This window comes from Pseudomonas sp. TE12508 (assembly GCF_056279485.1).
This window is the reverse complement of sequence record NZ_JBWCCN010000006.1, coordinates 175,322-187,962: the sequence shown is the minus strand read 5'-3', so window position 1 is coordinate 187,962 and position 12,641 is coordinate 175,322. Positions and strand designations below refer to the sequence as shown.

At 61.0% G+C, this 12,641-nt stretch carries 10 protein-coding genes; 7 read left to right on the top strand and 3 right to left on the bottom strand.

All coding sequences use genetic code 11. From position 1 onward, the window contains the following. Nucleotides 1-92 precede the first annotated feature (92 nt). Complete coding sequence (arcD, locus tag ACZ9IM_RS10385; RefSeq protein ID WP_427622888.1) at nucleotides 93-1,520, top strand: arginine-ornithine antiporter; 1,428 nt, start codon at nucleotides 93-95, stop codon at nucleotides 1,518-1,520. Further along, complete coding sequence (locus ACZ9IM_RS10380; RefSeq protein ID WP_476223838.1) at nucleotides 1,517-2,380, top strand: DNA-3-methyladenine glycosylase family protein; 864 nt, start codon at nucleotides 1,517-1,519, stop codon at nucleotides 2,378-2,380. Before arcD ends, ACZ9IM_RS10380 begins: the two co-directional genes overlap by 4 nt. Nucleotides 2,381-2,505: 125 nt before the next feature. On the opposite strand, the gene ACZ9IM_RS10375 is transcribed toward ACZ9IM_RS10380, so the two are convergent. From ACZ9IM_RS10375 to gap, 3 genes are all read right to left on the bottom strand, one after another. Then, nucleotides 2,506-3,837, bottom strand: coding sequence for a CoA transferase (locus ACZ9IM_RS10375; protein WP_476223837.1), 1,332 nt, complete (start codon nucleotides 3,835-3,837; stop codon nucleotides 2,506-2,508). Nucleotides 3,838-4,032: 195 nt separating this feature from the next. Continuing rightward, entirely contained in the window at nucleotides 4,033-4,497 is a 465-nt protein-coding gene (locus ACZ9IM_RS10370; RefSeq protein WP_123495468.1) for a methylglyoxal synthase, read from the bottom strand. Between the two features lie 148 nt (nucleotides 4,498-4,645). Next, nucleotides 4,646-5,647, bottom strand: a complete 1,002-nt coding sequence (gap, locus tag ACZ9IM_RS10365) for a type I glyceraldehyde-3-phosphate dehydrogenase (protein WP_008013978.1) — start codon at nucleotides 5,645-5,647, stop codon at nucleotides 4,646-4,648. Nucleotides 5,648-5,866: 219 nt separating this feature from the next. Between gap and edd the strand changes: the two genes are divergently transcribed. The 5 genes from edd to ACZ9IM_RS10340 all read left to right on the top strand — a co-directional run bounded on the left by edd (nucleotide 5,867) and on the right by ACZ9IM_RS10340 (nucleotide 12,570). Further along, on the top strand, nucleotides 5,867-7,693 hold the full coding sequence (gene edd / locus ACZ9IM_RS10360) for a phosphogluconate dehydratase (RefSeq protein ID WP_008072944.1): 1,827 nt from the start codon (nucleotides 5,867-5,869) through the stop codon (nucleotides 7,691-7,693). Continuing rightward, nucleotides 7,690-8,649 carry a glucokinase gene (locus ACZ9IM_RS10355; protein ID WP_476223836.1) on the top strand — a complete coding sequence of 320 codons (960 nt, stop codon included), beginning with the start codon at nucleotides 7,690-7,692 and terminating at the stop codon, nucleotides 8,647-8,649. The genes edd and ACZ9IM_RS10355 overlap by 4 nt, the downstream gene beginning before the upstream one ends. A gap of 227 nt (nucleotides 8,650-8,876) precedes the next feature. After that, nucleotides 8,877-9,608, top strand: coding sequence for a response regulator (locus ACZ9IM_RS10350; protein WP_008006907.1), 732 nt, complete (start codon nucleotides 8,877-8,879; stop codon nucleotides 9,606-9,608). Further along, the gene (locus ACZ9IM_RS10345; protein ID WP_192343885.1) at nucleotides 9,598-11,067 is read left to right on the top strand and encodes an ATP-binding protein; all 1,470 of its coding nucleotides are present in this window, start codon (nucleotides 9,598-9,600) and stop codon (nucleotides 11,065-11,067) included. Before ACZ9IM_RS10350 ends, ACZ9IM_RS10345 begins: the two co-directional genes overlap by 11 nt. A gap of 243 nt (nucleotides 11,068-11,310) precedes the next feature. Beyond that, a complete protein-coding gene (locus tag ACZ9IM_RS10340; RefSeq protein WP_476223835.1) occupies nucleotides 11,311-12,570 on the top strand; it encodes a D-mannose isomerase in 1,260 nt (419 codons plus the stop codon). The last annotated feature ends 71 nt before the right edge of the window (nucleotides 12,571-12,641 follow it).

Sequence of the window (12,641 nt, the reverse complement as noted above, 5' to 3'; positions counted from 1 at the left end):
GATAAACGTTATTACGCTTTATCTATTTAGTTAAAAACCGACTATGTGACGGTCTTGAGACCATAGCGCGGCGGGGAAAGGGAGATGCACGAATGTCGCAACCGACACAAAAGCTTCGCCTGGGTGCGCTGATCGCTTTGGTGGTGGGATCGATGATTGGTGGTGGGATTTTTTCCTTACCGCAAAACATGGCGGCGCGTGCCGATGCCGGGGCGATATTGATTGGTTGGGCGATTACTGCTGTTGGCATGCTGACCCTGGCTTTCGTCTTTCAGACCCTGGCCAATCGCAAGCCGGAACTGGACTCCGGGGTGTACGCCTACGCCAAGGCAGGTTTCGGCGATTACATGGGTTTCTCGTCGGCCTGGGGATACTGGATCAGTGCCTGGCTGGGCAACGTCGGTTATTTCGTCTTGCTGTTCAGCACCCTCGGTTATTTCTTCCCGGCCTTTGGCCAAGGCAACACGCCCATCGCCATCGGCTGCGCGTCGGTGCTGCTGTGGGCGGTGCATTTTCTGGTGCTGCGCGGAATCAAGGAAGCGGCGTTCATCAATCAACTGACCACGGTGGCCAAGATCGTGCCGCTGATCATGTTCATCGTCATTGCCGCTGTGGCCTTCAAGGCAGACATCTTCACCCGAGACATCTGGGGGCGCAGCAACCCGAATTTCGGCGGCGTGATGGATCAGGTGCGCAACATGATGCTGGTCACCGTGTTCGTCTTCATCGGCATCGAAGGCGCCAGCGTGTATTCGGCGAGGGCGCAGAAACGTTCGGACGTAGGCCGGGCGACGGTCATCGGTTTTATCGGTGTGTTGGCGCTGCTGGTGCTGGTGAACCTGTTGTCGCTCGGCATCATGAGCCAACCGGAATTGGCCACCTTGCAGAACCCGTCGCTGGCGGCAGTGCTGGAGCATATCGTCGGCCCTTGGGGCGCGCTGTTGATCAGCATCGGCTTGGCTATTTCGCTATTGGGAGCGTTGCTGTCCTGGGCGCTGCTGTGCGCCGAAATCCTTTTCGCCACCGCTAAAGACAAGACGATGCCAGCCTTCCTGAAAAAAGAGAACGCCAACCATGTGCCGGTCAACGCACTGTGGCTGACCAACGTGATGATCCAGATTTTTCTGCTGATCACGCTGTTTTCCGCCGGTACTTACACCAGCCTGATCTACCTCGCCTCATCGATGATTCTGGTGCCGTATCTGTGGTCGGCGGCGTATGCGGTGTTGTTGAGCGGACGAGGGGAAACCTATGAGCATGCTTCGGCCGAGCGCACGAAAGACTTGCTGATCGGTGGCATTGCCCTGTGTTATGCGGTTTGGTTGTTGTATGCCGGTGGCGTGAAATACCTGCTGCTCTCGGCGTTGTTGTATGCCCCGGGGGTGATTTTGTTTGCCCAGGCCAAGCGGGAGCAGGGCAAACCGCTGTTTACGTTGATGGAGAAAGGCATTTTCAGCTGTGTGGTTGCCGGGGCGGGGTTGGCGGCCTATGGGTTGTACAGCGGATTGTTGTCGTTGTGAGGTTGTTGCTGGCATATCAACCGCCTTATGACTGGTCGGCGATGCTGGATTTCTTGTCGGCGCGGGCGGTGGTCGGGATGGAAACCGTGGTCGATGGGGTGTACTCGCGCAGCATTGCATTGAACGGTGTTCACGGTGTGATTTCGGTCAGGCCAGGGGCGGGCGATGTGCTGGAAGTGACGCTGGATTTTCCTGATTCAGCGGCCGTACCGGAGATTGTCGCGCGGCTGCGGCGGATGTTTGATCTGGATGCGAATTTGCCAGCCATTCATCGACAACTGGCGGTCGATCCGTTGATCGCGCGCTTGATTGCCGCGCGTCCGGGGCTGCGAGTGCCCGGGGCTTGGGATGGGCTGGAGTTGGCCATTCGTGCGGTGTTGGGGCAGCAGATCAGCGTGGTCGCGGCGATCAGGTTGGCGGGGAAACTGGTGGTGCAATATGGACAGCCATTGCAGTCGCCGAGGCCGGGGTTGAGTCATGTGTTTCCTGATGCTGCCACGTTGGCAGCGGCGGATCTGGCAATGTTGGGAATGCCGAAAAGTCGCGGTCGGACCTTGTCTGGCGTGGCTCAGGCGTTGCTGGATGATCCCCGGTTGTTTGAACCGGAACGGCCAGGTGGTGTGGCGCGGTTACTGGCGTTGCACGGGATTGGTGACTGGACGGCGCAATACATTGCCTTGCGGCAGATGCGGGAGATGGATGCATTTCCGAGTGGGGATGTGGGGTTGATCAACTCGCTGGTGGCGCTGGAAGGTGGGTCGGTGACGGCTCGGGAGTTGTGGGTGAGGGCCGAGGCTTGGCGGCCCTTTCGAGGGTATGCGGCGCAGGTGCTTTGGACATCGCTTAGCCGACGGGATTGAGCTGAGATGTGTAGTGAACCTACGGGCCCTTTCGCGAGCAAGCCCGCTCCCACATTTGATTGCATTCCTCCAAGGAAACTCGGTCGACTGTGGGAGCGGGCTTGCTCGCGAAGGGGCCCGGAGAGTCACCACCACTGCGCGCGATGGGAACCCAATTCCCCGGCTGGCAGCGCCCACTGTAGCGGTGTCCCGGTGATTTTCAGCGGTACATGAAGCCGATGCGCCGGCCCCCAAGGCGTCTGTTCAACCAACATCCCTTGATCGCTTTGATCCTCCGCCCGTAATGCCTCATCGGTCCCCGCGCCATGTTCAATCAGCAACTTGGCGGTCCGCGCCAACGACAACCTGGCCGACCCGCCACGTCCCAATAACGTGATCGCCGCCGCAGCCATCAAATACCCGGTGGCGTGATCAAGCGCCTGCACCGGCAGCGGTGTGGGCTGGTTCGCTTTCTTCCACTGCATACCCGCTTCGGCAATCCCGCTGCTCATCTGTACCAGACTGTCGAACCCTCGACGGTTTTGCCAAGGGCCGCTCCAACCGTAGGCGTTGAGGCACACATCAGTCAGGCCCGGCGCCAGTTTTTGCCGCACGGCGACGCCGTAGCCCAACTTTTCCAGTGCATCGGCGCGGTAGCCGTGGAGCAAGATATCGGCGTCCTTGAGCAGGCTTTCGAACACCACACGATCAGTCTTGTCGTGCAGATCCAGGCGCGCACAACGTTTGCCCAAAGTGACTTCCGGCACTACGCCCGGTTCGTTCCAGGTTGGTGGGTCGATGCGCAATACATCGGCGCCGAGACCGGCGAGAAAACGACTGGCGATGGGGCCGGCCAACACGCGGGTCAAATCCAGCACCTTGATGCCCGCCAGCGGTTGCGCCACCGAACCCCGCCACGGCTTTGCATTTTCGCCGCTGTCGGCGCTGAACTGAATCAACGGCTCGGCGTTCACCGCTACACCTTGGGGATGCGCTTGCCATTGCGCCCAGCTGCGCATTTCGGCCGCACAACCACCGGCATCGACTACGGCCTGTTCCAGATCGCTTTTGGCCCATTGAGCTACCTTGCTCGCCATCGCGGCGCGGTCGGCACAGGCGCCGAGGACGCTTTCAGCGGCGGCACGATGATGAGGTGCGTTGGTATGCAGGCGGATCCAGCCGTCCTTGGTCGCATAGTCGCCGGCGACCGGATCCCACAACGGTGGAACGCTCCAGCCCACGGGGCGGATCGACGTTGCGAACCAGAACGACGCCAGGCGCCGGTCGACGTCAAGAGTAGGCAAACGGCCGGTGTGTTGTTGCAGCCATTCACTGACAGCCTGACCGGCGGCGGCAATGCTTGCGCAGGCAAGGTCGGTGACAGCAAATGCCGAGGGCAGGGCGCCGCTCGAGGTGAACGAGATGGGTGTGTGGGGCAAGCCGAGTGCGGCTTGAATGGACGTTAGTAAATCAGTCATCGAAGGCCCTCCGGAGCGAGAGCCCGAGCATAGATCAAAAAACTGGCGGGTCGGATGAAATCCTGTGGGAGCGAGCCTGCTCGCGATAGCGGTCTTTCAGTCGACATCCATGGTGAATGTCATCCGTCATCGCGAGCAGGCTCGCTCCCACAGGGGATTTGTGTCAGGAGGGTATCGAGAGTGATTCCGGGTGCTTTACCCGCGCCCCAGCAAATAGGTCGCGTAATCCGGGATGCGGTGTTCGTGAGCCTGATCCATCAACGGACTGCTGAGCAGGTAATCGGCGCTGCATTCGTTGCAGGCCACCGGGATGTTCCACACCGCCGCGACCCGCAGCAGGGCCTTGATGTCCGGGTCGTGGGGTTGCGGTTCGAACGGGTCCCAGAAGAACACCAGCATGTCGACCCGCTGCTCGGCGATTCGCGCGCCGAGTTGCTGATCGCCGCCCAGCGGACCGCTGATCATGCTTTCCACCGGCAGATCGAGGCGTTGTTGCAACAACAACCCCGTCGTGCCGGTGGCGACCAGTTCATGTTGCGCGAGTTTGTTTTTTTGCCGCTCGGCCCAGTCCAGCAAAAATACCTTGCAGTGGTCGTGGGCAACCAGGGCGATACGCTTGCGCGCCGCCAGGGTCTTTTGCGTAAAGCTGATACCGATCATCGCTTGCTTCTCCCAGGCGTAATGCGCCGCGTAGGAGCTGCCGAAGGCTGCGATCTTTTGATCCTGATTTTCAGCGATCCGGAGAAGATCAAGATCAAAATATCGCAGCCTGCGGCAGCTCCTACGGGGGCCGCGTCGACGCAGCTGTTTATTCTGCGTTGCAGAGCGCCAGGCAGTTATCGAGCATGCGGTTGGAGAAGCCCCATTCGTTGTCGTACCAGGCCAGCACTTTGAGCAGCTTGCCGCTGGACTTGGTGTGGTTGGCGTCGAAGATCGACGACAGCGGGTTGTGGTTGAAGTCGCTGGAAACCAGCGGCAGGGTGTTGTAGCCGAGAATCTTCGAGTGCTGGCTGGCTTGTTTGAGCATCGCGTTGACTTCATCGGCCGACGCTTCACGCTTGAGCTGCACGGTCAGGTCCACCAGCGACACGTTGATCACCGGAACACGCACCGCCATGCCGGTCAGTTTGCCCGCCAGTTCCGGCAGCACCAGGCCTACCGCTTCAGCGGCGCCGGTCTTGCTCGGGATCATGTTCTGGGTGGCGGAACGGGCGCGGTACGGGTCGGTGTGATAGACGTCGGTCAGGTTCTGGTCGTTGGTGTAGGCATGGATGGTGGTCATCAGACCGCTTTCGATGCCCAGCTCGCGGTGCAGCACCTGGGCCACCGGGGCCAGGCAGTTGGTGGTGCACGAGGCGTTGGAAATGATCTGGTGCGATTGGCGCAGAATGTCGTGGTTAACCCCATAAACCACGGTGGCGTCGGCGCCTTTGGCCGGGGCCGAGATGATCACTTTGCGCGCGCCGGCCGTAATATGCGCGGCGGCTTTGGCACGGTCGGTGAACAGACCGGTGCATTCGAACACGACGTCGACCTTTTCCGCGGCCCAAGGCAGTTCGGCCGGGTTGCGAATGGCGCTGACCGAAATACGGTCGCCGTTGACGGTCAGGCTTTCCTGATCGTGCTGGACATCGGCATCGAATGTGCCGTGAACGGTGTCGTACTTGAGCAGATGAGCATTCATCGAGCTGTCGCCCAGGTCGTTGATCGCTACGATCTGCAGATCCTGACGATAGCCTTGGGTATACAGTGCGCGCAGGACATTACGGCCGATACGGCCAAAACCATTGATTGCAATTCGAAGAGTCATTTACAGCGCCGCCGTCGTTTTGTTGTTGGAATTACAAGATTATTCGCAAAAAAATAGAAAACAAGCCTTTTTAGTGGCAATATTTTGTTTTATCTACAACGAGTGACCTGAATCAACTGGTCCGAATGATCAAGAAAACCGTCTGTCACCCCGATCACAGCGGTACTTGGTCAGCATAGACAATCAGGTCGCCACATCCGTTAGCCTGGAGTTCTACACATGCATCCCCGCGTCCTTGAGGTCACCGAACGGCTTATCGCCCGCAGCCGCACCACGCGTGAGGCTTACCTTGCATTGATCCGCGGCGCCGCCAGCGACGGCCCAATGCGCGGCAAGCTGCAATGCGCCAACTTCGCCCATGGCGTAGCCGGGTGTGGCAGCGACGACAAGCACAGCCTGCGGATGATGAACTCCGCCAACATCGCCATAGTTTCGTCATATAACGACATGCTCTCGGCGCACCAGCCGTACGAAGTCTTCCCGGAACAGATCAAAAAAGCCCTGCGCGAAATCGGCTCCGTCGGCCAGTTCGCTGGCGGCACCCCCGCGATGTGCGATGGCGTGACCCAGGGCGAGCCGGGCATGGAACTGAGCCTGCCGAGCCGCGAAGTGATCGCGTTGTCCACTGCTGTGGCGCTGTCCCACAACATGTTCGACGGCGCGTTGATGCTCGGCATCTGCGACAAGATCGTGCCGGGCCTGATGATGGGCGCGTTGCGGTTCGGTCATCTGCCGACGATTTTCGTGCCGGGCGGGCCGATGGTTTCGGGCATCTCCAACAAGCAGAAAGCCGATGTGCGTCAGCGCTACGCCGAAGGCAAGGCGACGCGCGAAGAGCTGCTGGAATCGGAGATGAAGTCCTATCACAGCCCTGGCACCTGCACTTTCTACGGCACCGCCAACACCAACCAGTTGCTGATGGAAGTCATGGGCCTGCACTTGCCAGGCGCCTCTTTCGTCAACCCGAACACCCCGTTGCGCGATGCCCTGACCCGCGAAGCGGCGCACCAGGTCACCCGCTTGACCAAGCAGAACGGCGACTTCATGCCGATCGGCGAAATCGTCGACGAGCGTTCGCTGGTCAACTCCATCGTGGCCCTGCACGCCACCGGCGGTTCGACCAACCACACCCTGCACATGCCAGCCATCGCCATGGCCGCGGGCATTCAGTTGACCTGGCAGGACATGGCCGACCTCTCCGAGGTGGTGCCGACCCTGAGCCACGTGTACCCGAACGGCAAAGCCGACATCAACCACTTCCAGGCGGCGGGCGGCATGTCGTTCCTGATCCGCGAACTGCTGGAAGCCGGCCTGCTCCACGAAAACGTCAACACGGTGCTGGGCCACGGCCTGAGCCGCTACACCATGGAACCGTTCCTCGAAAACGGCGAGCTGGTCTGGCGCGAAGGCCCGATCGAAAGCCTCGACGAAACCATCCTGCGTCCGGTCGCTCGCGCATTCTCGCCAGAGGGTGGCTTGCGCGTAATGGAAGGCAACCTCGGCCGTGGCGTGATGAAGGTCTCGGCGGTCGCTTTGGAAAACCAGGTCGTCGAAGCACCGGCCATGGTGTTCCAGGATCAACAGGACCTGGCCGATGCGTTCAAGGCCGGTTTGCTCGAGAAGGATTTTGTCGCGGTGATGCGCTTCCAGGGACCGCGTTCCAATGGCATGCCGGAGCTGCACAAGATGACGCCGTTCCTCGGCGTGCTGCAGGATCGCGGTTTCAAAGTCGCGTTGGTGACTGACGGGCGTATGTCCGGCGCCTCGGGGAAAATCCCGGCGGCGATCCACGTCAGCCCCGAAGCTTATGTGGGCGGCGCTTTGGCGCGGGTGCAAGAGGGCGATATCATCCGCGTCGATGGCGTCAAAGGCACCCTGGAGCTTAAGGTGGACGCCGAAGAATTCGCAGCGCGCGAACCTGCCAAGGGTCTGTTGGGCAACAACATTGGCAGCGGTCGCGAACTGTTTGGTTTCATGCGCATGGCCTTCAGCTCCGCAGAGCAAGGCGCCAGCGCCTTTACTTCTGCCCTGGAGACGCTTAATTGAAACTGGCTCTGGTCGGTGACATCGGTGGCACCAACGCACGTTTCGCGTTGTGGAAAAACCAGCAGCTGGAATCGGTCCAGGTGCTGGCGACGGCAGACCACGCCAGCCCGGAGGAGGCGATTGCGCTCTACCTGAGCGGCCTCGGTCTGGCGCCGGGTTCGATCGGTTCGGTGTGCCTGTCTGTGGCAGGCCCCGTGAGCGGGGATGAATTCAAGTTCACCAACAATCATTGGCGGCTCAGTCGCCAGGGGTTCTGCAAGACCTTGCAGGTGGATCAACTGCTGTTGATCAACGATTTTTCGGCGATGGCCCTGGGCATGACCCGCTTGCAACCGGGTGAATTTCGGGTGGTCTGCGAGGGCACGCCGGAACCGTTGCGTCCGGCGGTGGTGATCGGCCCGGGCACTGGCCTGGGCGTGGGCACCTTGCTCGATCTGGGCGAGGGCCGTTTTGCCCCGCTGCCGGGGGAGGGCGGTCACGTCGACCTGCCACTGAGCAGCCCGCGAGAAACCCAACTGTGGCAACAGATCTTCAATGAGATCGGCCATGTCAGCGCTGAAACGGCGTTGAGCGGCAGTGGTTTGCCGCGGGTCTACCGGGCGATCTGCGCAGTGGACGGTCACACGCCTGTGCTCGACACGCCTGAGGCGATTACAAAGGCCGGGCTGGCGGGTGATCCGATTGCCCTGGAAGTGCTCGAGCAGTTCTGCTGCTGGCTCGGTCGCGTGGCTGGCAACAACGTGCTGACCACCGGTGCACGGGGAGGTGTGTACATCGTCGGCGGGGTGATTCCACGGTTTGCCGATTTCTTCATCGAAAGCGGTTTCGCCCGCTGCTTCGCCGACAAGGGTTGCATGAGCGATTACTTCACAGGCATTCCGGTGTGGCTCGTCACTGCGCCGTATTCCGGGTTGGTGGGTGCGGGAGTGGCGCTGGAGCAATCCATTCCAGCCTGAAATGCAATCAAATGTGGGAGCGGGCCTGTGGCGAGGGGGCTTGCCCCCGTTGGGCTGCGCAGCAGCCCCAAAATCTCTGATGCACCAAAGATCTTGTGAGTGCTGCGCACTCAAACGGGGGCAAGCCCCCTCGCCACAGGTCCGTTCCCACAATTGGTTCTGCGGTGTTTGTAGATTTCGCGCTTAAGGCATAATCCACCTAATTCAAACAACAAGGACGCCGCCCCGTGAGCTCAGTCAACAAGTCGATTTTGTTGGTCGATGACGATCAAGAGATACGCGAGTTGCTGGACACCTACCTGACCCGCGCCGGTTTCCAGGTCCGTACCACGCCCGATGGTGCAGGCTTTCGTCAGGCCTTGAACGAGGCGCCGAGCGATCTGGTAATACTCGACGTGATGCTGCCGGACGAAGACGGGTTCAGCCTCTGCCGCTGGATCCGCCAGCACCCGCGTCAGGCCCATGTGCCGATCATCATGCTCACCGCCAGTTCCGACGAGGCCGACCGTGTCATCGGCCTGGAACTGGGCGCAGACGACTACCTCGGCAAACCCTTCAGCCCCCGTGAATTGCAGGCGCGCATCAAAGCCTTGTTGCGCCGCGCGCAGTTCGGTCAGGAGCGTTCCGGCAGTGAAGTGCTGGCCTTCGATGATTGGCGGCTGGACATGGTCAGCCATCGGCTGTTCCATATCGACGGCGAGGAAGTGATTCTTTCGGGCGCCGATTTCGCGCTGCTGAAACTGTTCCTCGATCACCCTCAGGAAATCCTCGATCGCGACACCATCGGCAACGCTACCCGTGGCCGTGACCTGATGCCGCTCGATCGCATCGTCGACATGGCGGTCAGCCGTTTGCGCCAGCGCCTGCGCGATACCGAAAAACCGCCACGGCTGATCCGTACCGTGCGGGGCAGCGGCTACCAACTGGCAGCCAACGTGGTTGCCAGCAATGGCCACTGAGTTCCTGCGCAAGCTCGCCGGGCGGGTGCCGGTACCGCGCTCGCTGCTCGGGCGCATGTTGCTGCTGACCCTGCTGGCGGTGCTGTTCGCCCAGACACTGTCGAGCGTCATCTGGGTGTCGCAATTGCGCGCCACGCAGCTCGAAGGCCTGGTCACCAGCGCCCGCAGCCTGGCCCATTCGATGACGGCCAGCGTCAGTTATTTCCGTTCATTACCGGTGGCGTTCAGGCCGCTGGTGCTCGATCAATTGCGCAGCATGGGCGGCACCCGGTTCGTGGTGACCCTCAACGACAAACCACTGGGCATGGAAGTGCTGCCGATCACCCCGCGCAAAGCAGCGGTGCTCAAAGCGGTGGACGAAGTGCTGCGCCAGTCGCTGGGCCAGGACACCGACATCTCGGTGACCTTCGTCAGCCCCGAAGACCTGCGGATTTTCAATGGCGGCCTGAAACTCGATGAGTTGCCGCGCTCCTGGGCGCATTACGCGTTGACCCTGGAGCCGGTGAACCCACCGGTGCTGGTCACGCAAATCCAGATGGCACCGGGGGAATGGCTGTACATCGCCTCCCTGTTGCCCGAGCCCTACACCAGTCTTGAGGAACAAGGCCTGCCGGCGCAGCAGGTCTGGTTCATCGTGCTCACCAGCGGTTTCCTGCTGCTGTTCATCGGCCTCTTGGTGCACTGGCAGAGCCGACCACTCAAGCGATTGGCGCGGGCGGCGCGGGACATGTCTCTGGGTGCTGAAGTCGAACCGGTGGCCGAGGGTGGCGGCAGTGAAGTGGTGGAAGTGGGTCGCGCCTTCAACGCGATGCGTGAGCGCATCAGCCGTTACCTGACTGAACGCAGCCAGTTGTTCAGCGCGATTTCCCATGACTTGCGCACGCCGATTACCCGGCTGCGATTGCGGGTGGAATTGCTTGAAGACGAAAAACTGCAAGCCAAGTTCGGCCGTGATCTGGATGAGCTGGAGTTGCTGGTCAAGGGCGCGCTGCAATGCGTGAAAGACACCGACATCCACGAGAACATCGAGCCGGTGGATCTCAATCATGTGCTCGACTGTCTGGTGGAACCGTATCTGGCGCCCAACGGCAATGGTCGCGTGACCCAGCATGGCCGGGCGCTGGCGCCGTATCCCGGCAAGCCGCTGGCGCTCAAGCGTTGCATCGGCAACCTGATCGACAACGCCTTGAAATATGGGCAGAACGCGCATTTGCACATCGATGACGATGAGAGCGCGTTTGTCCTGCATGTCGATGATGAAGGGCCGGGCGTGCCGGAGCAGCGTCTGGAGCAGGTGTTCGAACCGCACTTCCGCTTGGCCGGACAGCAGCAGGGTTATGGCTTGGGGCTGGGGATTGCGCGCAACATTGCCCATAGCCATGGCGGTGAAGTCAGCCTGCAAAACCTGCGTGAAGGCGGGTTGCGGGTGACGTTGCAGTTGCCGCGATCGGTGGATTGACACCGCCCCTGTGGCGAGGGAGCTTGCTCCCGCTGGGGCGCGGAGCGGCCCCCCTTATCCCTGAAAAGAATGGGACTGCTGCGCAGTCCAACGGGAGCAAGCTCCCTCGCCACAACACATCACTCACCTCAAAATCAGGGGAAATGTCACAACTCGGTGACATAACTCGCCCCCTTCGTTACCTGCCCGCCACCGCCCGTTGTTTAGACTGCCCCCAGTCATAACAACAAAAAAGGTCTTCCCATGGACACCTTCCAACCCGCCTTCAGCAGTTGGCTGAACGCGCCTGCCCATCAGCAATGGCTCGCCGCCGAAGGCCTGCGCCTGCTGGCATTCGCCAAGGCTGCAAAGCTTGCCGAAGGCTTCGGCAATCTCGATGAAAAGGGTCGCTTGGCGGCCAACGCGCAAGCTGAAACCATGAACACCGCGCGCATGACCCACAGCTTCGCCATGGCCCACATCCAGGGCCTGCCGGGTTTCGCCGAGCTGGTGGATCACGGCATCCAGGCCCTCAGCGGGCCGCTGCGTGATGCCGAACACGGTGGCTGGTTCGCCACGCCCGAACACCGCGACGGCAATACCGGCAAAGCCGCTTACCTGCATGCCTTCGTGGCATTGGCTGCGAGTTCTGCGGTGGTCGCCCAGCGCCCCGGCGCACAAGCGCTGCTGGACGATGCAATCCACATCATCGACAGTCATTTCTGGAGCGAGGAGGAGGGCGCCATGCGCGAATCCTTCAACCGCGACTGGAGCGTCGAGGAAGCCTATCGCGGCGCGAACAGCAACATGCACGCCACCGAAGCCTTCCTCGCCCTGGCCGATGTCACCGCCGACAACCGCTGGCTGATTCGCGCCCAGCGCATCGTCGAGCGCGTCATTCATGATCATGCCGCGGCCAATGATTATCTGGTGGTCGAGCATTTCGACCGCGACTGGCAGCCGTTGCGCGACTACAACCACGACAACCCGGCTGACGGTTTCCGCCCTTACGGCACCACGCCGGGCCATGGTTTCGAATGGGCGCGGCTGTTGCTGCATCTTGAAGCGGCGCGGGTGCAGGCCGGGATACTCACACCGGGCTGGCTGGCAACCGATGCGCAAAAACTCTTCGAGCACAATTGCCGTCACGGTTGGGATGTCGACGGCGCGCCGGGCATTGTCTACACCCTCGATTGGGATAACCGTGCGGTGGTTCGCCATCGCCTGCATTGGACCCACGCCGAAGCCAGTGCCGCCGCCAGTGCGCTGCTCAAACGCACCGGTGATGAGCAATACGAGCGCTGGTACCGACTGTTCTGGGAATTCTGTGACAGTCATTTCATCGACCGTTGCGATGGCAGTTGGCACCATGAACTCGATCCGCTGAACCGTCCGAGCGCCGATATCTGGGCCGGCAAACCCGACCTGTATCACGCCTGGCAAGCCGTTTTGATCCCGCGCCTGCCACTGGCGCCGAGCATGGCGAGTGCACTGGCGCAGTTGTCCCAGAGCGTTGCTGTGTAACCATGTGGTGACATTCGCGCGTCCCTTCGTTACCTGCGAAGGGGCATCCCCTGTTTAGAATCCTATGCAGC

What these genes read in the sequence shown, in the direction of transcription:
- ACZ9IM_RS10370 (WP_123495468.1), bottom strand. Translation starts at nt 4,497, where the DNA reads ATGATCGGTATCAGCTTTACGCAAAAGACCCTGGCGGCGCGCAAGCGT.
- ACZ9IM_RS10340 (WP_476223835.1), top strand. Translation starts at nt 11,311, where the DNA reads ATGGACACCTTCCAACCCGCCTTCAGCAGTTGGCTGAACGCGCCTGCC.
- ACZ9IM_RS10375 (WP_476223837.1), bottom strand. Translation starts at nt 3,837, where the DNA reads ATGACTGATTTACTAACGTCCATTCAAGCCGCACTCGGCTTGCCCCAC.
- gap (WP_008013978.1), bottom strand. Translation starts at nt 5,647, where the DNA reads ATGACTCTTCGAATTGCAATCAATGGTTTTGGCCGTATCGGCCGTAAT.
- edd (WP_008072944.1), top strand. Translation starts at nt 5,867, where the DNA reads ATGCATCCCCGCGTCCTTGAGGTCACCGAACGGCTTATCGCCCGCAGC.
- arcD (WP_427622888.1), top strand. Translation starts at nt 93, where the DNA reads ATGTCGCAACCGACACAAAAGCTTCGCCTGGGTGCGCTGATCGCTTTG.
- ACZ9IM_RS10345 (WP_192343885.1), top strand. Translation starts at nt 9,598, where the DNA reads ATGGCCACTGAGTTCCTGCGCAAGCTCGCCGGGCGGGTGCCGGTACCG.